General features: G+C 63.0%; 27 protein-coding genes. 11 read left to right on the forward strand and 16 right to left on the reverse strand.

Annotated features, from left to right (window positions below; translation table 11 throughout):
- Positions 1–3: 3 nt before the first annotated feature.
- The 9 genes from ABIA42_RS14535 to ABIA42_RS14575 form a co-directional block, all read right to left on the reverse strand.
- Complete coding sequence (locus ABIA42_RS14535) at positions 4–219, reverse strand: cold-shock protein (RefSeq protein ID WP_035715014.1); 216 nt, start codon at positions 217–219, stop codon at positions 4–6.
- Positions 216–512, reverse strand: coding sequence for a hypothetical protein (locus ABIA42_RS14540; RefSeq protein ID WP_370112824.1), 297 nt, complete (start codon positions 510–512; stop codon positions 216–218). Before ABIA42_RS14540 ends, ABIA42_RS14535 begins: the two co-directional genes overlap by 4 nt.
- Positions 509–2,602 (reverse strand): hypothetical protein, encoded by a 2,094-nt coding sequence (locus ABIA42_RS14545; RefSeq protein WP_370112822.1) that lies wholly within the window; start codon positions 2,600–2,602, stop codon positions 509–511. The genes ABIA42_RS14540 and ABIA42_RS14545 overlap by 4 nt, the downstream gene beginning before the upstream one ends.
- The gene (locus ABIA42_RS14550) at positions 2,599–3,423 is read right to left on the reverse strand and encodes a hypothetical protein (RefSeq protein ID WP_370112820.1); all 825 of its coding nucleotides are present in this window, start codon (positions 3,421–3,423) and stop codon (positions 2,599–2,601) included. Before ABIA42_RS14550 ends, ABIA42_RS14545 begins: the two co-directional genes overlap by 4 nt.
- Positions 3,424–3,735: 312 nt before the next feature.
- Positions 3,736–4,038, reverse strand: a complete 303-nt coding sequence (locus tag ABIA42_RS14555; protein ID WP_370112818.1) for a hypothetical protein — start codon at positions 4,036–4,038, stop codon at positions 3,736–3,738.
- Between the two features lie 1,389 nt (positions 4,039–5,427).
- The gene (locus ABIA42_RS14560; protein ID WP_035714971.1) at positions 5,428–5,676 is read right to left on the reverse strand and encodes a DUF6074 family protein; all 249 of its coding nucleotides are present in this window, start codon (positions 5,674–5,676) and stop codon (positions 5,428–5,430) included.
- Positions 5,669–5,851 (reverse strand): hypothetical protein, encoded by a 183-nt coding sequence (locus ABIA42_RS14565; RefSeq protein ID WP_035714967.1) that lies wholly within the window; start codon positions 5,849–5,851, stop codon positions 5,669–5,671. Before ABIA42_RS14565 ends, ABIA42_RS14560 begins: the two co-directional genes overlap by 8 nt.
- Positions 5,848–6,084, reverse strand: a complete 237-nt coding sequence (locus ABIA42_RS14570) for a hypothetical protein (RefSeq protein ID WP_035714964.1) — start codon at positions 6,082–6,084, stop codon at positions 5,848–5,850. Before ABIA42_RS14570 ends, ABIA42_RS14565 begins: the two co-directional genes overlap by 4 nt.
- A 331-nt stretch (positions 6,085–6,415) precedes the next feature.
- Positions 6,416–6,613: a hypothetical protein gene (locus tag ABIA42_RS14575; protein ID WP_035714963.1), complete on the reverse strand. Its 198-nt coding sequence runs from the start codon at positions 6,611–6,613 to the stop codon at positions 6,416–6,418.
- A 742-nt stretch (positions 6,614–7,355) separates the two neighbouring features.
- On the opposite strand from ABIA42_RS14575, the gene ABIA42_RS14580 reads away from it, so the two are divergent.
- Together ABIA42_RS14580 and ABIA42_RS14585 are read left to right on the forward strand one after the other, a co-directional pair.
- Positions 7,356–8,564, forward strand: coding sequence for a site-specific integrase (locus ABIA42_RS14580; protein WP_035714961.1), 1,209 nt, complete (start codon positions 7,356–7,358; stop codon positions 8,562–8,564).
- A 327-nt stretch (positions 8,565–8,891) separates the two neighbouring features.
- Positions 8,892–9,110 carry a hypothetical protein gene (locus ABIA42_RS14585; protein WP_239623511.1) on the forward strand — a complete coding sequence of 73 codons (219 nt, stop codon included), beginning with the start codon at positions 8,892–8,894 and terminating at the stop codon, positions 9,108–9,110.
- A 47-nt stretch (positions 9,111–9,157) separates the two neighbouring features.
- Here ABIA42_RS14585 and ABIA42_RS14590 read toward each other — a convergent pair whose 3' ends face one another.
- The gene (locus ABIA42_RS14590; protein ID WP_370112814.1) at positions 9,158–10,432 is read right to left on the reverse strand and encodes a hypothetical protein; all 1,275 of its coding nucleotides are present in this window, start codon (positions 10,430–10,432) and stop codon (positions 9,158–9,160) included.
- Positions 10,433–10,544: 112 nt separating this feature from the next.
- On the opposite strand from ABIA42_RS14590, the gene ABIA42_RS14595 reads away from it, so the two are divergent.
- A complete protein-coding gene (locus ABIA42_RS14595) occupies positions 10,545–10,772 on the forward strand; it encodes a DUF2171 domain-containing protein (RefSeq protein ID WP_028176428.1) in 228 nt (75 codons plus the stop codon).
- A 139-nt stretch (positions 10,773–10,911) separates the two neighbouring features.
- On the opposite strand, the gene ABIA42_RS14600 is transcribed toward ABIA42_RS14595, so the two are convergent.
- Positions 10,912–11,124, reverse strand: a complete 213-nt coding sequence (locus tag ABIA42_RS14600) for a hypothetical protein (protein WP_061881515.1) — start codon at positions 11,122–11,124, stop codon at positions 10,912–10,914.
- A gap of 253 nt (positions 11,125–11,377) precedes the next feature.
- Between ABIA42_RS14600 and ABIA42_RS14605 the strand changes: the two genes are divergently transcribed.
- Together ABIA42_RS14605 and ABIA42_RS14610 are read left to right on the forward strand one after the other, a co-directional pair.
- Positions 11,378–11,572: a hypothetical protein gene (locus ABIA42_RS14605; RefSeq protein ID WP_028176430.1), complete on the forward strand. Its 195-nt coding sequence runs from the start codon at positions 11,378–11,380 to the stop codon at positions 11,570–11,572.
- A gap of 109 nt (positions 11,573–11,681) precedes the next feature.
- Positions 11,682–11,843 carry a hypothetical protein gene (locus tag ABIA42_RS14610; RefSeq protein ID WP_028176431.1) on the forward strand — a complete coding sequence of 54 codons (162 nt, stop codon included), beginning with the start codon at positions 11,682–11,684 and terminating at the stop codon, positions 11,841–11,843.
- Between the two features lie 424 nt (positions 11,844–12,267).
- On the opposite strand, the gene ABIA42_RS14615 is transcribed toward ABIA42_RS14610, so the two are convergent.
- The 3 genes from ABIA42_RS14615 to ABIA42_RS14625 form a co-directional block, all read right to left on the reverse strand.
- Positions 12,268–13,029, reverse strand: a complete 762-nt coding sequence (locus ABIA42_RS14615) for a hypothetical protein (protein ID WP_370112811.1) — start codon at positions 13,027–13,029, stop codon at positions 12,268–12,270.
- 183 nt (positions 13,030–13,212) lie between these two features.
- On the reverse strand, positions 13,213–13,443 hold the full coding sequence (locus ABIA42_RS14620) for a hypothetical protein (RefSeq protein ID WP_271528445.1): 231 nt from the start codon (positions 13,441–13,443) through the stop codon (positions 13,213–13,215).
- Between the two features lie 77 nt (positions 13,444–13,520).
- Positions 13,521–13,757: a hypothetical protein gene (locus ABIA42_RS14625; protein ID WP_370112809.1), complete on the reverse strand. Its 237-nt coding sequence runs from the start codon at positions 13,755–13,757 to the stop codon at positions 13,521–13,523.
- Between the two features lie 268 nt (positions 13,758–14,025).
- Between ABIA42_RS14625 and ABIA42_RS14630 the strand changes: the two genes are divergently transcribed.
- Positions 14,026–14,373, forward strand: a complete 348-nt coding sequence (locus ABIA42_RS14630) for a DUF6481 family protein (RefSeq protein WP_319332616.1) — start codon at positions 14,026–14,028, stop codon at positions 14,371–14,373.
- Between the two features lie 146 nt (positions 14,374–14,519).
- Here the strand turns inward: ABIA42_RS14630 and ABIA42_RS14635 are convergent, their stop codons facing one another.
- Complete coding sequence (locus ABIA42_RS14635; protein ID WP_028176436.1) at positions 14,520–14,765, reverse strand: pentapeptide MXKDX repeat protein; 246 nt, start codon at positions 14,763–14,765, stop codon at positions 14,520–14,522.
- Positions 14,766–15,080: 315 nt separating this feature from the next.
- Between ABIA42_RS14635 and dctP the strand changes: the two genes are divergently transcribed.
- From dctP to ABIA42_RS14650, 3 genes are read left to right on the forward strand one after another with little or no spacing between them, the layout of a single operon-like run.
- Positions 15,081–16,103, forward strand: a complete 1,023-nt coding sequence (dctP, locus tag ABIA42_RS14640; RefSeq protein WP_370112806.1) for a TRAP transporter substrate-binding protein DctP — start codon at positions 15,081–15,083, stop codon at positions 16,101–16,103.
- Complete coding sequence (locus ABIA42_RS14645) at positions 16,100–16,654, forward strand: TRAP transporter small permease (protein WP_370112804.1); 555 nt, start codon at positions 16,100–16,102, stop codon at positions 16,652–16,654. Before dctP ends, ABIA42_RS14645 begins: the two co-directional genes overlap by 4 nt.
- Positions 16,651–18,009 carry a TRAP transporter large permease gene (locus ABIA42_RS14650; protein WP_370112802.1) on the forward strand — a complete coding sequence of 453 codons (1,359 nt, stop codon included), beginning with the start codon at positions 16,651–16,653 and terminating at the stop codon, positions 18,007–18,009. Before ABIA42_RS14645 ends, ABIA42_RS14650 begins: the two co-directional genes overlap by 4 nt.
- 97 nt (positions 18,010–18,106) lie before the next feature.
- Here ABIA42_RS14650 and ABIA42_RS14655 read toward each other — a convergent pair whose 3' ends face one another.
- A complete protein-coding gene (locus ABIA42_RS14655) occupies positions 18,107–18,790 on the reverse strand; it encodes a GntR family transcriptional regulator (RefSeq protein WP_370112800.1) in 684 nt (227 codons plus the stop codon).
- A 232-nt stretch (positions 18,791–19,022) separates the two neighbouring features.
- Here ABIA42_RS14655 and ABIA42_RS14660 point away from each other — a divergent pair, with 232 nt between their 5' ends.
- Entirely contained in the window at positions 19,023–19,631 is a 609-nt protein-coding gene (locus ABIA42_RS14660) for a TRAP transporter small permease (protein ID WP_271528478.1), read from the forward strand.
- Positions 19,631–20,896 carry a TRAP transporter large permease gene (locus tag ABIA42_RS14665; protein WP_370112798.1) on the forward strand — a complete coding sequence of 422 codons (1,266 nt, stop codon included), beginning with the start codon at positions 19,631–19,633 and terminating at the stop codon, positions 20,894–20,896. The genes ABIA42_RS14660 and ABIA42_RS14665 overlap by 1 nt, the downstream gene beginning before the upstream one ends.
- Positions 20,897–20,903: the final 7 nt, after the last annotated feature.

A 20,903-nucleotide genomic window follows, 5' to 3' on the forward strand; every position in this document is an offset into this window, starting at 1 on the left:
GGCTTATTCTCCGTGTTGCTCGGGAAACAGCCGCCCTGCCCGGCGGCGGCCGTCCTTGGTCGGCCACTCTTCAAATTCGAGGCGCATTCCGATTTCTGGAACAACGCCGATCTTTTGAAAGGCCTTGATGTGAACGAAAAAATCAGAGTCGCCTTCGTCGGGTCGGATGAAGCCATAACCCCGGACCTCGTCAAACTTCCTCAACGTTCCAATCTTCATTGTTGTGGCGCTCGTGCTATGTGTTCGATCGTGTCGAGGAGCAGATCAAATTTCTCTTCCGCCTCGATCACGCTGTTCTCGGCCTGCCGCTGACATGGTCCAGTTGCATCGAAATAGGTGCACGCCCGCAGCTCGCGCAGCATCTCCGTTCGAAGATCCGTCGACACGTGGCGCAGCAACAGCCCCAACGACATCGCCAGCATAGCCTCGCAGATCAATCCTCTCTGCGTCGCGCTATCGACCATACGCTCCAACGCGGTCAGGCGCTCTGCCGTGCTGCGTCGTCGGCTCACGGCGCCATGTTCCAGGTTGAGTCCGCGCGAGGATTGGCCGGCGCCGCGGCGTCCGGGCTGCTCTTGCCGGTCGAGCCGGGGCCATTGTTGGAGATGTGGCCCGCGAGCTGAATGACCGCTTCAGCGCGGCGCACTACCTCGATCAGCGACGAGCCAGCGTTGATGTTGAGATCAAGCTGGCCGGTGCCGTGCACCTCGCCAGTAACTTGCGCCGTGACCTGGCCGCTCACACCAGTGCCGTAGGTCATAGTATCGGTCACGCCGGGGGCGGAGAAGCCTGGCACCGAACTCTTGCCCTTGCCGAGCCGAGCCGCCCCGGTGCTGAAATAGTCCGACCAACTCTGGCTGTACGGAACGTAGGACGTCGGCCCACCGGAGATCGGCGAGAACGGCACGGCCGCAGCAGATGACGGCCACTGAGCCATGCCCTTACCGCCGCCGGTTCGCGCGGCGTTGTTGGCGCCGGATAGTCCCGACTTCAGGACGCCTGAGATCCAGGCCGGCGCGTTTTTGAGGACCTCATCGGCCTTGGAAAGACCCTCCCCGATGACTTCGATATCCCTGACCGTGCCGGACAAAGTCGGCCTGGCCGCCGACATAAAGTCGTTGGCGAACTTGAAGAATCCGGAATATTCGCCCTTGGCAACCGAGTTGTTGAGGTTGGCGATTGATCCTGAGATCGAGTCCAGCCCCTTCGCCGCGGAGTCCATCACCGGAGCCTGCGTTGCGAGATTGCGCAACTGCGCGAACACGGACTCGTAGGCAACGAACGGGTCCTTACCAGGTAGTTGTGAGGCTGCCTCAAGTCCTGGGGCCTTCTCGTACTGCCCCGCCTTGGCTTCGTACTGGCTACGCTGCGTCAGCAGCTTGCTGACGACGTCACGCGCGCTACTGTTCGAATAGGCGCTTTGCAGGAAGGTGTTGACGTCTTGGGGGTTCTCTGGGTCCAGTTTCGCGCGCTTCATGGCCGCGGTGATGTTCTTCCACGCCCAATAATCAGGGTCTGCCATCATCGTTGAGCGGTCGATGAACTTCCCGCTCTTGTCGCGAATGCCGTATTGCCTGCCGTAGTCCTTCGCCTTTGCTGTGGCCTGCACCTCCTGCTGCATCATCATCGAAAGCGCATTGCCGGCGCGATCGGCCCCCATGTCTCTGGTCAACCCCGCGCCGGTCGTCATCAGGAAGCGATTGGATATCGTGGAGCCCGCCGCCTTCAGCCGCTTGGACATCGTCAAAACCTCGCCGAGGTTCATGTCGGCGCCCTCAACCCCGAGCGCCTTGATGTAGCCGCCGAATAGATCCTTGACCTCCTTCGGGTCGATGTTCTTTCCAAGCACGTCGAGAGCCGAGAAGAACTTACGCCCCTCCTCGATCGCCTGGTCCTTGCCCTTGAGCGATTGCAGGACGGTGGTGCCCTGCGCGATGACGTCGCTCAGTTCCAGCGCCTTGTCGACCGAGCGCGTGCTCATGGCGGTGTCGCGAAGCCGCTCGTGCATGGTGCTGGCATCGACCGACCGATAGCGGCCGGAAACGCGCAGCGCCTCTTCCTTGATGCGCTGGCTGTCCGCCTCCGACATGCCGGAGAGATAATCACGTGCGCTCTCGCGCTGTGATACGGCTCCGGCCTCGATGGCTGCGCGGCCGATGCGGTTGGCCGCATAGGCACCGCTGCCGATGCCACCCGCGATCAGGCCCCACCGCAGCGCTGCGGCACCTGCTCCGGCGAAGAACCTCTTATATGACTTGTCGGTCTGGTCGACGTTCGCTTTGATGTTTCGCCAATGGTCTACGGTCTTGCCTTGCCATTCTTGAAGCGCGCGAAAATAGTGCTCGGCCTTTGGGCGCTGCTGCTTCAGCGCATCATTGAACAGGGTGAACTCTTTTCGCACGCCCTGAAGTTGCTTCTCGGACAACTGAAGCCGCCTCAGCTCCTCGAACATATCGCCGCTGAACTTCAGCGGCTTGATGCCTTCGAGCGCCCTTGCGTTCTTCTCGACCGACTTGAACTTCGATGCGATCTTGTCGAGGACACTGCCCGTTTTGTCCGCTGCGCTGATGACAGCGGTAGCGGTAATCGTCTTGCCGCTCATGCGGCCACCTCGTCGGCCATCGGCAGCGGGTTCAATTCGATCTCGACGGGTCGCTCGCGCGGCTCGCTGGCGATTACATCGCGCGCCAGCTCGGCAAGCACGGCGGCCGGGTAGTTGCACCTCGCGCCGTCGTACGCGAATCCTGGCCCGTCGGGCTGCGGCAGCCGCATCTGCCAGAGCGACTGCGGACGCTCGGCCGGCGCGGCCGGATGATATTCAGTCTGCTCGAACAGCGCGAGTCTGCACAACTTCGTGTAGGCGCCCGTGCCGATGCGACCGCGGCCCTCCCCACAATCGGTGACGCTATCTTGGTCGCCGATGAGCATGCCGGTGTCCGCAAGCGTCCAGAGCCATACCCGCTCAGTCGCCAGATCCTTGCGAGCGAGGCCGGCGCGCGTGCGCGCAAGCACGTCCGCGGGCACCAGCGGCTCAAGGTCATCGGGCAGCGCGGCATTGACGGCGGCGTCCGCTTCGGCGGCTTCGGCAACATCACGGATGAGCGCGGTCATGATCGTGTTGGCCTTCCCGAGATCGGCACGGATGCGGGCCGCAAGCTTATCGTTCGCCTTCCGGCGATCGGCATAGCGTTGGCGAAGCGCAGCGGCTTCGGCTGAGGCCCTGGCGGCAGCATCTTCTTGCTCGATCGCGGAGATCAGCGCCGTCAGGCGCTCGCGTTCAGCCTGCTTCGTGCTGTAATCGATCTTCCATGTTGCGAACGAAGCGGCGCTCCTGATCGCATCGGACTTGGCGGCGTCCAACGTCAACAGTTCGGCCTCGATCGCGGCGAGAGCGGCTTGGGCTTCGGTCAGGGTCTTAGACATTCGGTTGCTTCCATTCATGATTGAGGCGCCGCGCGATCCAACCCCAGAGGAAGATCGCGCGGCGCGGGACGCCGGCAGCTTTTTTAGACGGAGCGTGCCCACCGGCGGCGTTTCGATATTCAAAATCTCGTACCTCCGAGGAGGCGATTCACTTCGGCTATTGCCTGATCCCATGATTCAGCTTCGGCGCGGCACCGCCCGCCCAGGTCCGCAACACCTAGCCGCTGCGTGTCTGACTGCGCATCGGCAGACTGGAAGAATCGCACGCGAGCGGTCATTGATCCATCTGCGAAACGCGCAAACGCGCACGCGTCAGCGCCTGAAACGCGCAGGCCCGCGCTGCTCGATGTATGCGGCCACGAGCACGCGCCATCGACCTCCGATCTTCAGCCCGAAACCGCCAAGATGCACCGGGTTGGCCTCGCAATCCCTGCGGATTGTAGACTCTGATCGGCCGCAGATTGCGCTCGCTTCTTTGGGCGCCATGTACGTGGGTTTGCCTGCCGTCGGAGCGCAAGCCCGGTCGCGTGCGCGTGCAAGTAAATCCGCCTCAAGGATCTCGATCGCCGTCCTGAGCCCGCTAACGGCCGCGACGAGATCGCTATCGTCGGTCATGTGAACCTCCGCGCCAGCTTGAAAGCATCCCGACGCCGTTGGGCCGCGGCGACACGAACGCGACCGCATTTTCGAACTTGGCCGGTCAGCACCAGGTGCCTGAGCGCTCGACGCACCGCGACGATCTGCGACTCGCTCGGAATTCGCCAGCCGGGGCGGGCCTGAGGTCGACCGTGAGAATGCGTGCACGAGGCAATCTGCGCTGCGGTCAGTCCGGTGCGCCGCTCCAAGACGAGCAGGATCGCCCGACGTAATCCCTTGGCGCGATATGGGAACTTATTCCTGTGGCGCGGGCCGTACATCAGGGGACCTCGGCTGAAAAGAAAAGCGGAGTTTTCGGAGTCCGGAATATGCAGAAATGCCGGGCGCGTCCGGCGCGCAGTGGTCAGACCTGCCGAAAGGTACCTTGAAAAAATCGCGCGTATTTGCCGCCTCAGCTGGCCAGCGGTGGCCCGTGGCGCGTCCGATCGTTCTCGACCGCGAGAACAGCGGCCGACGACTGAATGCGTATCAGCAGCCAAATCAGGAAGGCGGCTGTTGGCGATTTGACGGGCGTTGGTGCCCATCTGCCTGCAGCTCGATGTTTGCACCGGCAGGACTGGCGCATACGCATACTGCGCCCCGCCCTTCCTTCTTCCCTTCACCGGAATCCGGAGGCTGCCGCGTGCTAGGGATTGAGAGAGCGGCGCCGAAGGCGTCGCTGAGGCCAAAGGCCTGCGCCACTTGGCGCGACTCGCAGCTACATTGGCCATCAGAGGTCCCCACCCCATGGCAGTCGTCGGAGCGCCGGATGCGGCTTCGCCGGGCCTTCGGCCGTCGCGCCTTCGGCGCGCATCCTTTCGAGAGACCGCTGTTCTCTGATCTGTGCGGCCCTGCGGGCCTCTAAAACAGTACTCGACAGATTCGCCTGACGCTTTCCTTCTTGAGATATCTCTCCCCCGAAGTTCGGGGGTATATCTGCTGCATCTTTGGGGGTAGCCATACCCCCGACATCGGGGGGTATCACTGCGGAGCAGGGCCAAATTCTCCTCTGCGGACGCCCGTCGATGAAGACGCTCGCTCGAACAATGGCCCCGCTCCGCTCCAAGGCAGTCAGAGCGCGCTGCACATGCTTAAGTGCCATTCCGGTCTCGCGGGCAATAAAGGCGTCTGTCGGGAAAGCAAAGCCGTCTTTCCCAAACAGCCATTCCAATATCCAAGCAACACGCAGACACGACGCCTGCGCAGAGAATGCGCGGCTTACTCCGCCTCGCCACTTGCGGAGTGCGACGCTCTTGGCTCTAGCGCCGCGCCAGATCAGCGCGGTAGCTGGGTAGCCATCTCTTTTAATGAATTTGCGCCTGTGTCGCCGCGCATCGGCGCCGCTATCGACAGCAGTAATGGCCCCCCTCATGCGCGCCCCTTGGGCGTAGGCATCGACATGAAAAGGTTAGCCCGGATCGCCGCATCCATGCAGCGGAGCTCGCGCGAAATAACTTCTTCGTCGATGCCTCTACGGCGCATAGTTTGCGCTTGCGTCTTGAGTTGGTGTTGGATGTATCTCTCGCCAGCTTCCTGTCTCATCCCTGCGGCGATCTGCGCCTGGCGCGCGATAAATGTCCGCCGGCGCGCCATCGGAAACGGAACGACTTCAGCCATTGGTGATATCCTCGCGATGTCGGGAATTTCGATGCAGCCGTGCGGACGGGGCCGTCTCGTGGGCTGCGACGGCCAAGGCGAATTGACGTGTCTCGAATGGCCCAATCGGCTGGTGCAAGCCGACCTCGTACAGGCCGTCATCTCTCTCGATGATGATTTGCTCGGCGGTGATCATGTGACATCCGCCGATCGTTCTGCCTCGTAGTGCTCCCTGACCTTGATGAAGGCCCTGACGCCTCCAGAACTGACAGTCTCTCGCCACTCGGGCTCGTCGAACTCGCCGTTCGCCTCGATCTCGGCCCGCTCGTCCGCGAGCCGGTGGCGTTTATTGAGCCTGCGGTCTTGCATGAAGGCACAGCTGCCGAACGCGGCGCCGATGGTGGCCAGCCTCAGCTGCTCCGGGCTCACTGATCCGGCGACAATTCGGCAGGTCGGACGGCCGTCGGGGGCTTCGGAAAGTGCTTGTTTTATAGGGGTCCCGGAGCCAAACTTTTTACGGCTGGTAGGTAGTAGCCTCCCCAGGGTCCCGTAGCGCTTTTTGGCCGCCAACGCGGACCGGCACCTGGGGTGGTTGCAGGCCAACCCCTTGCCAACTTTCCGCCCTTCGCAGACGACGCACCGATCCCGGTAGTGGAGCCGGGCGCAGCCCTTGCTGCAGAAGGCGTCCAAGGGGTTCGACGCCGGAGCGGAAAGCTTCGAGCGGCAACGTCGGCAGTGATGAGCCATTGTCGTTTTGGCCCTAGTCGATGCCCAGCTGCCGGCGCAATGGCGCGGTGATGATTGCCTTCTTGTGACCGAGGTCGATCGTGGCAATCTTCCCGCGTTTAATCGCGTCGTAAATTCCGTTGCGTCCCAACGGAAAAATCCTCGACTCAGCCAACTCGGCTGGCGTGATCGTCGGGCGACTTAAGAGCTTCCGGATCTCTTCCGTTGTCATGTCCTGTCCAAATCCTTGTGCGGAACGGTGCAATCTTTTTGGTGATTCACCAAATATAACGAATAGCTCCGACAATCAAGTTTATTTCTGGACATTCACCAAAATTCGGGCTAATTGGCTTTGCATGCGCAGCCTGACAAGCTTTTTGCCTATATTGGCCCCAAGGTTCGGCCTGAGTCCTCAGGCACTGTACGAACGGCAGCGCGCACTTGTTCGCATGAAGATGCTCCCTGCGCCGCAGGGGCGAGGTCGAGGAAGCGGCGCTGAGGCTACGCCAGATACCGTTGCCCTTCTCATTATCGCGGTGATGGCGACGGATAATCTGTCGGACACGGACGATCGCGTTCGGAAGCTCGCGTTGGCTCCCTTGGTCGGCAAAAGAAAGGACCGGTGCCCCTGGACTGGGGCAACGATGTTCAAGGATGCGTTGAGTTTCTCTCTTTCTGCGAATGCTCCGGCCGCAAAGGATTCGACATTCACTTCAGTCCAAGTTTCGCGTACCGAGCCCGCGGCCCAAATTCATTACGATTGGCCGAAGCAACCAGAAGGCATGAGCGAGTTCGGTGCCCGAGCGCGAGATCGGCGCCGGGATCGGTTGCTGGTTTACGCTGAGCTGCCGAACAGTGCGCTTCAAGAAATTCGTCTCGCCCTGCTCTACGAAACGAAGGGACTAGCATCCCTCGCGCCGTAGGGCCGCCCTTGCTAATTCACCGGATCGGGTTCGGAAAGAAGGAGGCTTGAAATGGCGACCGTTCGCAAGCGTATCCTCCCATCTGGTTTGGTTGTTTGGCGCGCTTCCTACACAGATGGCGCAGGAAAGCGCCGCACGAAGCAATTCCCCCGCAAGAACGATGGCGAGGCATGGTTAGTTGAAGTCCGCCACGATATCGCGCGCGGCACTCACACTCCAGGCAGCATCTCGCCGACTGTCAAAGACGCCGCCGCACTATGGATCAAGCGCTGTAACGAAAAGGGCTTAGAGCCCATGACGGTGAAGGGCTACGAGGAACACGTTGACCTTCATATCGTGCCCTTCATCGGCGCCAAGAAGCTTTCTGATATCACCGTGCCCGCTGTGAACGCGTTTGCCGATCAACTCCGGGACGCCGGTAGATCTGCGGCCATGATCACGCGTGTTGTTCGGTCGCTTGGCGGCATCTTCAAGGAAGCGCGCCGTCGGGGACTGGCAGCTACGGCCCCGACTTCGGGCGTAGAGCTCGACCTTCCAGACCGCGACGACCCGCGCCCAGTCATCCCGACCAAGCCGGAATTGCAGGCCATCATTGCCAGCGCAGCCGGGCGGTGGCGTCCAGCGATCTTAGTGGCGATCTTCTGCGGCCTCCGTGCCAGTGAACTCCGGGGGTTACGCTGGGCTGACGTGGACTTCGAGGCGAAGCAATTGAACCTGAGCCAACGCGCCGACGCATCGCACCGCATTGGCAAATTGAAATCGAAGGCCGCTTATCGGTCCATCCCTTGCCCGCCCATAGTGATAAACGCGCTCCGCGAATGGAAACTGATGTGTCCGAAGCGAGACACTGGGAAGAAGGGCGCCAATGGCGAGCGCCTAAAGGCGCTCGATCTCGTGTTTCCAAACGGCCTGGGTAAGGTCGAGAGCCATTCGAACCTTGTGGAGCGTGGTTTGCACCCGATCCTGATGGCGACTGGGCTAACTGAGCCAGGTCCGGTGCTCGACGAAGCCGGCGAGCCGGTCATCAACAACGCGGGCGAGCCGGTTTTGAGAGACGTGCCGAGATATGGAATGCACTCCCTGCGCCATGCCTGCGCCTCCCTATGGATCGAGAGCGGCTACAATCCGAAGCAGATCCAGCGCCTGATGGGGCATAGCTCGATCAAGGTTACGTTCGACGTCTACGGCCACCTTTTTGCCGATGCCGACGCCGACCAGCGCGCGGCAGAGAGTGTGCAGGCGCGGCTTCTCGGGATCTGACCAGTACACAGATCGTACACGGCGCGCATAAGCTTTTGATATTGCTTGCTGCCCAGAAGATTTCTACTCCGCGGGTTGCAGGTTCGAGTCCTGCCGGGATCGCCAGTCTTCGTCTTGCCGACGAGCCTCATTCGTGCATCGGCGTACGTCTCCACAGCCGTACGGTGGCTTGACGCGCCATACAACGCGCAGTCGCCGATCCATCGTCCTTCACGAATGCGTGGGTAACTCCGCTCCGGGCTTTCAACCGGGCACATCAGCCCTATCTATCCGCCGGGCGAAGTGTGCCCGAAAAGGATCCCGATGCATCAATCCGAATGGACGAGAATGGCTGTCGCATCTGCGGTGGCGATTGTCGCGATGTCGTACTTGGCGATTGACGCAGGCCTCGTGAACACCAATGTGGTCACAAAGCCCATCAAGGTGGCGCAGGCATCGATCGTCGGCGCCGCGATGGGCCAGCACCACCTTGCCTTCGCCGTTCAGGAGTGGGCGCGTCGCGGCCACGAGAGGCCGGCCCTGGAGCACTGCCTGGCGATCGATTGATGCGAGGCGCGCTCGCGCGGCTGTCGACGAGACCTCGCATTCACCCTTCACCCCTGATGCGCCATCCACCACCGCGCAATTGCGGCGGCCAGATCATTCCAAAGCTCGGTCGGAAGATCCGGGACCGCCACCCGGACGCTATACTGGTCCGTGGTCGCATCGTGAAACCATTCGGTCGCCGCGAAATCGAAGCCGAAGCTGCCGGCGTGACGGATGGGAAAGCCCTCCCCGCGCAATTCGCTGCTCATCTCTTCGGCCGCCTGCCGCGCTGCCGCCTCGTCGAGCGCCCGCTTTCCCCGGAGGGTCACGTACAAACCGTGGGTGAAATGAAGCTCGGCCGAGAGCGCCGGGAGCTTCGCGGCGAAATATCGAGCCGTGCTGCGGCCGTTGCGCAGGATCGCCGCGACACGCCTCTTCGTGAGGGCCCAGTACGCCGCGCTGCCTGCAAAGGGCGGGAAGTGCGCCGGCAACGCCGCACCGCCGAGCAGCCGCACCGCGTTTCGGGTTTCGGGCGCGAGGCGTGCCCATTCAACGCCCCCTGCCCGCTGCTGCTGATGCTCGTTCCCTTGCACGAAAACGGCTGAGCCGAGCCGGCCATATTCCGCTCCGAGCGAATCGAGCTTGTTGTGGCTTCGCACCAACACCAGCGGGATTCCGTATCGCCGGGCCCATCTCAGGACACGCCTGATGCGGCCTGACCTGCCGGCGAAGCATGTCGTATCGAAAACCAGGAGATCGAGGCCCGAGCCGTCACAGCGCAGCGCCGCCTCGAAAGCGCCGGCGAAGGAGCAGGAATCCAACAGAAGTATTCGCTGCGAGTTCGCCGGAGCAAATGCATCGCCCAGCGGCTGCTTCAAGGCCTCGAGCCGCAAATGCGGGACGAAACCCCGGATCAGCTCCAGCGTCTCTCCATAGGAGCCTGGAAGCACCAGGACATCAGCCTTCTCGACGATTTGCGCGGAGGCGAGCAGCACGGCGGAGATCGCGGCCATGCCCGAGGCGGTATAGATCGCGGCGCTCGTGCAGCCGCAGTCGAACTCATAGAACGAAGGACCGCGCACCGTGAGATCGGCGCGCTGGTAGTCGTAACTGAACTCGAACGGCCCGCTGGCGGGAGTGGCCGTATGCGACCAGGCTGTCTCCGTCGCCTTCCACTCCTGCAATTCGTGCTCCGCCCTCAGCGCGGCAGTGATCTGGAATTTGGACCTGACGACCTCGTCGACGGACCGCGGACACGCCAGATCAAGCCGGCTTCTCAGGCAGTCATTCAACAGCCTGAGTTCCTCGTGCTTTCGCTCCAGATAGGCTCGAATGGTCTCCATGCGCTTCTTGACAGTTCAATGGGGCGTCAACGTCTGGAAAACGCCGTGGGTCCAACGCGCCCGCTGCAACGAACAAGCGTCTTCGCAGTTGAACCTACGCAAGGAGGACAGCATGGCTGACATCAGAGAGCACATGAAGATCATCGGCAAGGACGGCGCACATGTCGGCACCGTCGATCGCGTCGAGGGCAATCGCATCAAGCTGACGCGCAAGGACAGCCCGGAAGGTCACAAGGACCATCATCACTACATCGATACGAAATATGTCGGCGCCGTCGAAGGCGATATCGTCAAGCTGTCGGTGAATGCCGACGCCGTGCCGAAGACGGAAGCCGCCTGAAACACTGAGCTGAAACACTGGGCCCCTTCGGGGGCCTTTTGTTTGTTCACGATCCGACTCCGCTTCGTTCGCAAAGCACGAATCGCGATCGCAGATTGCGGGGCCGAGGATTCGTTAATGACTGGTTCAGCCAGGTCGGTCATGCACTCACGAGCACGGGCCGCAGCCGATAGGCATCGATCGCGGCATTCGACAGCAGCAGCCTGCGTCGCTCTCCACGCAACATCATGCGGTCGATCCGGTTCAATATGAAGCGGGCGGAATCCTTGTGCTCGCCCGTGAGCAGGCCGGACTGGTCGAGATATCGCCAGGCGATCTCGAAAGACTGTGCGCGTAGCTCGGGATCGGTCATAGCCGCACAACGCTGCGGCGGAACGAATGTTCCTGCGCGCCAAGCGCGCGAGCCGTGCAGGAAGTCAGCGCCGCGGATCGATGCGGAACGAACGCGCGATCAGGACGTTGGACAACAGACTCGAGTGGTGCCGACCTGCCAACCCCGGTCGGCTTTGAAGGCCCCCGTGCTTGTCCCCCGAGCACGGGGTTTTTCTCATTCGGCCGCCCTATTCAATCCGAGCCATGTGGCCGCCTGTCGATGAGGAGTCGGCATGCTCATCGTGTGGATCGCGGGCGAGCTGATGCCACGCCAGGGCCAGCTGGATCAGCCGTTGCCGGTCGGCACCTTCGGCCTCCGCGGCCCGCTTCATTGCGGCCTCGGCTTCGTGCTGTGGATCGTACTCGGTGCACATGGGGCGACCCTAGCCGGTCATCTGGACAAGCCCATGGCAATTTCGTCCGTATGATTGCGGGGTGCTTTGAGGCCTCACGGACAGATCTGTGAACTACGTCACAGCCTGTCCCCGGCAATTTCCGCTAAACAGCGCTTCGACGCTTCTTGGATGAGGCCCGGTCATGACACGCAAAGCAGCCACGGAAGTCATCGTCCCGAAGCAGCGACATAGCTCGAACCTGCTTGGCATCGCGTACCTCGGCACCATCGGCGTGGTGATGGTGGCCTGGATCGGCAGCCTGGTCTGGGCCACGATGGCATTCTTCAGCTGGCTCGTGTCCTGACGCGCGAGGCGATTGAGCAGCTCTTCACGCGCATAGGTTGCATACGCCAGTCCGCGCGCCACGACATCATCCGGGCAAGTGCGCCGCGGTTTTCCCTCGCGACAAGCGCGGAACGCGTTCGCGCCGAGATCATGCTGAAGCAAAACAACCTAGAGCATGAGACGATTCATCCTCGTCCCATTGCGCTTTAGAACAGGCAAGACAGCGCCTGAGAGAGTTTGATCCCGCCGCAAACGATCATGGCCCAAAGCGCCACGCTGATCTGGATGGCATCCAGCATGTCCCACATCCCCGCGAATCATCCGGATATTTTTCTTTTGAGACTTGCGTGAGGCGGCCGCCAGCGCCAGCGCTCATTTGAAGCCGGCGCACAAAAAAAGAGGCGGGCCCGGGCCCGCCTCCGCGCTCAATCCGCTTGGAGAACTCAGTAGCATGCCCGGGGATCGGCCTGCACATATTGGCCGTTCGGATAGCGGTAGTAGCAGGTGCCTTGCGCCCAGTAGTAGCCGGGCTGGGATGCAGCGGTGGCGCCGGCGATCGCGCCCGTCGCGCCGCCGAGAACCGCGCCCGCGGCGGCTCCTGTTGCGTTGCCCGAGATCAGGCCACCCAGCACGCCACCGACGATCGCGCCGCCGAGCGCGCTGGCGCCGGGGTCAGCCGGTGGCGGAGGCGGAGGTGGTGGCGCGTAGGCGACGGGAGGCGGGGCATAGGCCACCGGCACGTCGTCGATATAGTCCTCCGAAATGTAGGCAGGCGGGCCAGCCATTCGCTGCGGATAATAATACCAGACGCCGCCAACGTCCCACCACCAGCCGGAGCGTCCGTTTCGGACCTCATGACGCCAGCGGCCGCCTTCCCAGGCGCGATTGCCGCGATAGGCATGTCCGCCCCAGTCGCGCTCCGGAGCGGGCCCGCGGGCGACGTGACGTCCCGGCGGCGGACCGCCGGCACTGTGCCGGGCGGGACCCGCATGGGGCTGCTGGTCGACGGGCCGGCCCGCCTGCTGTGGCGGGGGACCTTTGCGCATGTTCTGATTGGTCGGGGCTGGCGCGCCTACGCCCTGGCGGGCCGGCGGCGGACCGGCATCCCTCGTCGGCCTGGCGTCCTGAGCCTGCGCCGAAAGCGCGAGCAACGACACGGCCGAAACCATTGGAATGATGATCTTCATGCGTTTGGACGCACTCATACGTGCTCGCCCCCTGCTCTCTCGATCGCCGTCATTCCCTGCGCGATAGACGATTCGCTCGCGCCGGGCTTATACCGGCCGACATAACTGACCTGCTTGATCGGCTAAGTCCCGTTACAAATGATTAAGATCACGGCAATTTTTGGCCTCAACGGGCTCCCAGCGGGCCGCACTGAAGCGCCTCTAGCGAGCCGGCTCAATCACGTTGCAATTGCTTCGCCCGGACATCAGGCAATCCTGCATCTTGCTGGCTGCGGTGAGATCCCGGGCAAGCCACCAGCCGACGCCAAGAATCACGATCGCGATGATCAATCCCGCGATCGCGCCGCGGCGGTCGTTCCCGGACTGGCGTTGGGGTCGACTGTTCGGGCGAGGATTCGGCTTTTCGCCGGGGTCGGGTTCGGGCTTGGACATGGCCGCCTGATCGCGCTGGCGAGCCGGCTTTATCACCTCTGCGGCGTCGCGTCACATCCGGATCAGCCTGCCCGAATTCAGCCACGGGGCGGCGGGGTCGCGTCCTTGCGTGAGGTTTCGACGGCCGGGATCGCCCGCTGGACCCGCGGTGCGCAGGTCGTGAGTACGAAGGCGGTCTGGCTGCATTCCCAGTCCGCCCCCAGCACGGCACTTTCGACCGTCTGCGGGCGCGCGAACAGCACTGCGGCGCCGGTCACGCCTGCCAGGACGAAGGCGATTGCGAGCGCCTTCAGGCTCGGTCGGAAGGTCATCATGCCCGTGCTCCGTCTCGTTCCGGGCGGACGCTAGGCGTCGCGCTCGTGCTCCCTTATGAGGGACATCACAATTCAGCAGTTTTTTCGGGCTACGAGAGATCGTCGGGAGGGGGGCGATTTTTCGTTGACCTGATCGGCTGCGATTATGGGTGGCTTCGCGACGCGCGCCGATGTACACGCTACAGCGTCGCGTGGCGCCTGCTATGCCCAGCCGACGTACCAACAGGCACGGATGTAGGATCGAAAGCGAGGAAGACAAGGCTCGTAGATGAGTGGATTCAGGGAACCCGGCTTCACAGACCGGCAAAAGGCGGCGCAGGAAGCCCGCAAAAATCTTTTGAACAAATTCAAATCGCAACCGGGCCCCGACGATCCGGCGGTGCTCGCGCGCCGTGCTGAACGCGAGGCTCTCGCGGCCAAGCGCGCCGAGGCGAAGGCTGCGCGCGAGGCGGAGAAGGCCGAGCAGAAGCGCCTCGAGGAAGAAGCCAAGGCGGCCGAAGCCGAACGGATCGCGCGCGAGGCTCAGGAAGCCGCCGAAAGACAGGCTGCGATCGAAGCCGAGCAAAAGGCCAAACGCGACGCGCGCTACGCCGCCCGCAAGGCGAAGCGCAAGTAACAAGTCAAGTAACAAGTAGGGTGCGCTCGTAGCGCCCCATTGAACTTGAACTAAAGCACCGTTCCGGAGGCGGTCTCAAAGGCCGCCGCCGGAATTGGAGAGTGCGCGGCCTGCCCGAGGCAGGCGCTGCGCGACCACGACGACGATCAATTCTTCTTCATCATCCCGTCGTCTTTCTTCATGCCGTCCTTCGACATGTGGTCCTTCTTCATGCCGTCGTCCTTGGACATGGTGTCCTTCTTCATCATGCCGTCCTTGGACATCGTGTCTTTCTTCATCATGCCGTCATCCTTGCCCATCTTGTCCTGAGCAAAGGCGGCCGGGGCAAAAGCGAGGCCGAGCGAGAGAGCGGCAGCCGAGAGGCCGAGCACGATGCGGGTGCGAATGGTCATGGTTCAACTTCCCTTCGAGATGGAGTTTGTCAGCGACGGACGCCGCTATTCAATCCTGACGGGTCGCCAGCCGGCGTTGTTACGCCGCCGCCGACAAATTTCGGTGAGCCTTCCCCTATTTCTCGTTCAACGTACTTCCGGGCTCGCAACCAGGAAGTGTGCAGCGCAGCACGGCCAGCACTTGCCCGGACGTTCGGTCTCGAACTATCAGATGAGAGAATATCGGGTGAAAGACCGGCTAGGATGGGCCTACCTGCTGGTCTGAAGGACTAGACCGAAATCACACAAACAAGAATCGTCCGAGGAAATCACGCCATGCTCACGCGCCGCCATCTGCTCGCGACCGCCGTCGCTGCGCCCGCGATCCTTCGCTTCGGCACCGGTACGGCGCACGCCGCGACCACGCTGAAGATCTCGCACCAGTTCCCGGGCGGCACCATCGACAAGGGCGATTTCCGCGACCGGCTCTGCCGCATGTTCGCCGCCGAGGTCAGCAAGCGTAGCAATGGCGACATCGCCGCCGAAATCTATCCGAACTCCTCGCTGATCAAGACCAACGCGCAGTTCTCAGCGATGCGCAAGGGCGCGCTCGACATCAGCCTCTATCCGATGCCTTATGCCGGCGGCGAGGTGCCGGAAACCAATATCGGCCTGATGCCGGGCCTCGTGACCACCTACGACCAGGGCCTGCGCTGGAAGAAGGAGCCGGTCGGCAAGGCGCTGACCGATTTCCTCGCCGACAAGGGCATCATCCTGCTCACCTGGGTCTGGCAGGCCGGCGGCGTCGCCAGCCGCTCCAAGCCGATCGTCGCGCCCGAAGATGCCAAGGGCATGAAGGTGCGCGGCGGCTCGCGCGAGATGGACATGGTGCTTCAGACCGCCGGGGCTTCGGTGCTGTCGGTCCCCTCCAACGAAATCTACGCGGCGATGCAGACCGGCGCCTGCGATGCCGGCATCACCTCCTCGACCAGCCTGATCTCGTTCCGCCTCGAAGAGGTCGCGAAGTCCCTGACCTCGGGCGCGGGCACCTCCTACTGGTTCATGCTCGAGCCCCTGATGATGTCGAAGGCGATCTTCGACAAGCTGCCGAAGAACCATCAGGACATCTTGGTCGCGGTCGGCACCGAGCTCGAAGCCTTCGGCCGCAAGGGCGCGCAGGACGACGACATCGAGGTCGCCAAGGTCTACGAGAAGGCCGGCGCCAAGGTCTCCGCGCTCGACGCCGCGACCGTCGGCAAGTGGCGGGACATCGCCCGCGACACCGCGTGGAAGGATTACAGCGCCAAGACGGCGACCGCGGCAAACCTGCTCAAGCTCGCCATCGACGTCGCGGCATGAGTCACGGTCCGCTTCCGGATCGCGACGACAAGACGAGCGCTGCCGCAGGGACCGGCCCTGCGGCAGCGATCGATCGCGGTCTCGCCGTCCTCAACAGCATCATCGTGGTGTTCGCAGCGATCGCGCTGGTCGCGGCCTGCACCATCCTGAGCTACAGCGTGCTCAGCCGCGCTCTGTTCAAAGCCGCCAATTACTGGCAGGACGAGGCCGCCGTGTTCCTGCTGGTCGGCGCGACCTTCATGACGGCGGCCTACGTGCAGCAGAACCGCGGCCATATCGGCATCGAGGCCTTCGTCGGGCTGCTCTCGCCGCTGGCGAACCGGATCCGGCTCTGGCTGGTCGACGCCGCCACGTTCCTGTTCTGCGCCTTCTTCACCTGGAAATCCTGGACCCTCGCCCATGAGGCCTATGTCGACGGCCAGGTCTCGAACTCGATGTGGTCGCCGCCTCTCGCCATTCCCTATTCACTGATGGCGTTCGGGATGAGCCTGCTCTGCATCCAGATCCTCGTGCAGCTTGCGCTGCCATTCGCCGGAGCCAAGCGGCCATGAGCGTTTTCGGTATCGGCCTCGCCTACGGCATCACGACGCTGCTGGCGATGTTCTCGGGCATGCCGATTGCGTTCGCGCTCGGCGCGGTCGCCGTCGTGTTCATGGGCATCTACATGCCCTCGGCCTCGCTCGATACGGTCACGCAGAACGTCTACGAGGAGATGGCCTCGATCACGCTCCTGTCGATTCCGCTCTTCATCCTGAAGGGCGCGGCGATCGGCAAATCGCGCGCCGGCCAGGATCTCTACTCGGCGATGCACGCCTGGCTGCATCGCGTGCCCGGCGGCCTCGGCGTCGCCAACGTGTTCGCCTGCGCGCTGTTCGCGGCGATGGCAGGCTCCTCGCCTGCGACCTGCTCGGCGATCGGCTCGGCCGGCATCCCCGAGATGCGCAAGCGCGGCTATTCCGGCGGCTTTGCCGCAGGGATCATCGCCGCCGGCGGCACGCTCGGCATCCTGCTTCCGCCCTCGATCACCATGATCCTGTTTGCGGTTGCGGCCGAAAAGTCGCTGGGGCGGCTGTTCCTCGCCGGCATCGGGCCCGGCCTCCTGCTGGTCACGCTGTTCGGCGCCTACGCCGTGATCCGCTTCCGCCAGGAATATGCCGCGGCCGAGGCGGCCTACAAGAATGGTGGCCCGGAGGCCGCGATCCTGACCCGCGACGAGTATACGCTGGCCGAGCGCTTCAGCGTGCTGCCGCGGGTGATCCCGTTCGTGCTGCTGCTCACCGGCGTCATGATCGCCCTCTATGGCGGCTACGCCACGCCGTCGGAGACCGCGGGGCTCGGCGGCCTGCTCGCGCTGGCGCTGATCGCCGCGATCTACAGCGTGTGGCGGCCGAGCGACCTTGCCCCCATCATGAAGTCGACGATCCGGGAATCGACCATGCTGATGATGATCATCGGCATGTCACTGCTCTATTCCTACGTGATGAGCTATCTGCACATCTCGCAATCGGTCGCCGAATCCATCGTCGCGATGCACCTGCCGCGCTGGGAGCTGCTGTTCGCCATCCTCGTCATGGTGGTCGTGCTCGGCTTCTTCCTGCCGCCGGTGTCGATCATTCTCATGACCGCGCCGATCATCCTGCCGCCGCTGCGCGCCGCCAATTTCGACATCATCTGGTTCGGCGTGGTCATGACCATCGTGATGGAGATGGGCCTGATCCACCCGCCCGTCGGTCTCAACATCTTCGTCATTCGCAACGTCGCGCCGGACATTCCCCTGCGCGAGGTGATCTGGGGCACCCTGCCCTTCGTGCTCTTGATGATGCTCGCGGTGCTGCTGCTGTGCTTCGTGCCGGGGATATCGACCTGGCTGCCGGACCTCGTGATGGGACCGGACGGGAGCCGGTAGGCAAGCTATCGTAGGGAGGGCAAAGCGAAGCGTGCCCACCATCTGTCGCAGACGTTCACCGTTTGGTGGGCACGGCGCAAATGCGCCTTTGCCCACCCTACGATTTCTCCTTCCCCCGCGACTTCGGCGCCGCCGCCACGACCTGCAACAGGTCCTTGCGCACGGCCTCGATGTGCCGCTCCAGAAACCCGCAGGCTTCCTCGACCTTCCGCGCGCGGCAGAGCGCGATCAGATGGGCGTGCTCCTTCTCGGCGGTCCCCATCGCCTTGGTGTTGGAAAGCTGCAGGCGCGTGTAGCGGTCGCTGGTCTGGAGCAGCGACAGCACGATCGCGCGCGTGCGGGGCTGCGGCGCGTGGACGTAGAGCGCCATGTGGAAGTCTGCGTTGAGCTGGCCCCATTCGCTGACATTGCGCGCCTTGATCGCCTTTTCGAAGCTCTTGTGGATGTCGTCGAGCCCCTCGAAATCCTCCGCGCCGAAGCGAGGCGCCGACTGCGCCAGCAATCGCGGCTCCAAAATGCGGCGCAGGTCGAAGACGTCGTTGATCTCGTCCAGTGACAGCTCGGAGACGATGGCGCCCTTCTGCGGCACGATCCGCACCAGGCCTTCCGCCTCGAGCTGGAACAGCGCCTCTCGCACCGGGATGCGGCTGACGCCATAAGCATCCCCAAGCGCGTCCTGGCGCAGCTGCGATCCGGCCGGATAGGTGCCGTCGAGGATCGCCTGCCGGAGCTGGTCGACGATCGCAGCCGACAGGGTGCGATGCTTCAGAGGCTGTTTCATCTGACCTTCTGCTGTCCTTCCCGACTCGTTCGGCCGACGCGGTCCCTGTCTTGCATGTCGAGGTGCCCGGCAAAAGCCAGACGCTCCACAAAAGCAAAGTGCCCAGCAAAAGCGCGCCCTGCCGCGGAAATGACCGCAAACTTCGTTTGACTCCCAAAATGTATAAATTATACATTTGGCAATCGCACGACAATTCTTCGGGGGTTGGGCCTCTTTCATGATCGAGCAGACCATGCCGGCCACGCGCGCGCTCAGCCTCCGACGTACGATCGTCCGGATGTCGGGCGGCCTGCTCGCGGTCGAGCGCCTCGCGCTGATGGGCCTGATGTACCTGCTCACCGGATTGATCCTGGTGAACGTCGTCACCCGCTACTCGCATTTCCCGATCTACTGGATCGATGAATCCGCGGTCTATTGCGTGGTCTGGCTGACCTTCATCGGCGCCTCCGCGATGACGCGGCTGCGGCTCGACTTCGCGGTCACGATGCTGACGGAGCGGCTGTCGCCGCAGCACCAGAAGATCGCCAAGGTGATCTCGACCGGCCTCGTCGTCGTGTTCGGTGTCGCCCTGATCGTCACCTGTGTGCTCTGGATGGACCCCGTTGGTCTCGCCCGCGCCGGCTTCGACGGGCGCAAGCTCGCCTCCGAAACCTTCAACTTCCTCTACACCGAGCGCACCCAGACGCTGAACTGGCCAACCTGGGTGCTCTATCTGACGCTGCCGATCTTCGCGGTGTCGATGACCATTCACGGTCTCGCCAATCTGCTGGAAGATCTCGAGCTGGTCCCGCGCAAGGCGCCGAAAGGCTTTCAGCTCTCCGAGCTGGACGGGGTCAACTGATGATCACGTCAGCAGCCTTCATGGCGTTCATGCTGGTCGGCGTGCCGATCGGCCTGTGCCTGTGCCTTGCCGGCCTCGTCTACATCGCGGCATCCGGCAATCCGGTGCTGTTCCAATCCTACCCGCTCCAGCTGTTCGGCGGCGTCGACAGCTACGGCCTGATCGCCATCCCGCTCTTCATTCTGATCGGCGAGATCATGAACGGCGGCGGCATTACGCGGCGCATCGTCGACATGGCGATGGCCTTCGTCGGCTCGCTCAAGGGCGGTCTCGCCTACGTCAACATCCTCGCCAACATGTTCATCTCCTCCATCCTGGGATCGGCGACGGCCCAGGTCGCGATCATGGCCCAGATCATGGTCCCGGAGATGGAGAAGAAGGGCTACGACAAGACCTTCGCAGCGGGGCTGACCGCCTATGGCGGCATGCTCGGCCCGATCATCCCGCCGTCGGTGATGTTCGTGGTCTACAGCGTGCTCGCACAGGTGTCGGTCAGCGACATGCTGATCGCCGGCATCGTTCCCGGCGTCATTCTCACCGTGATGTTCTGCCTCGTCATCGCGCTGATGGGATACATCTACAACTATCCCCGCGCGGACTACCAGACGCCGCGCCAGCGCGTCATGACGATCCTGCGGACCTCACCGACGCTGCTGATCCCGATCGTCATCGTCGGCACCATCCTCGGCGGCCTCGCCAACGCCACGGAATCGGCGGCTGTCGGCGCGGTCGCCGCGGCATTGGTCGGAAAATACTGGACCAGGGAGTTCCAGTTCTCGCAGCTGCCGCAGATGATGCTGCGCAGCGCCATCTATTCGGCGATCGTGCTGTTCCTGGTGGCAGCCGCCGCCGTGTTCTCCTGGGTCCTGATCTTCGGCAAGGTGCCGCAGGAGACCGCCGCCTGGATCCAGACCGTCGCCAAGGACCCGGTCAGCTTCATGCTGATCTGCAACGTGATCCTGCTGGTGATCGGCACGGTGATCGACGGCATTCCCGGCCTGATCATGACCGTGCCGATCCTGCTGCCGGTGGCAACCGAAATCTATCACATCGACCCCCGGCAATTCGGCGTCGTGGTGGTGATCAACCTGGTGCTCGGCCTGCTGTCGCCGCCGGTCGGGCTCTGCTTCTTCGTCGCGGCCGCCGTCACCGGCGCCAAGCCCGGCAAGATGTTCATGGTGACGCTGCCCTTCTTCGTCATCTCCTGCGTCCTGCTGGTGCTGCTCTCGCTCTATCCCTCGCTCTCGCTGATCCTCGTCAAATAGGCCATCC

This window comes from Bradyrhizobium sp. USDA 327 (assembly GCF_041262065.1).
In the GTDB taxonomy this organism is placed as follows: domain Bacteria; phylum Pseudomonadota; class Alphaproteobacteria; order Rhizobiales; family Xanthobacteraceae; genus Bradyrhizobium; species Bradyrhizobium liaoningense.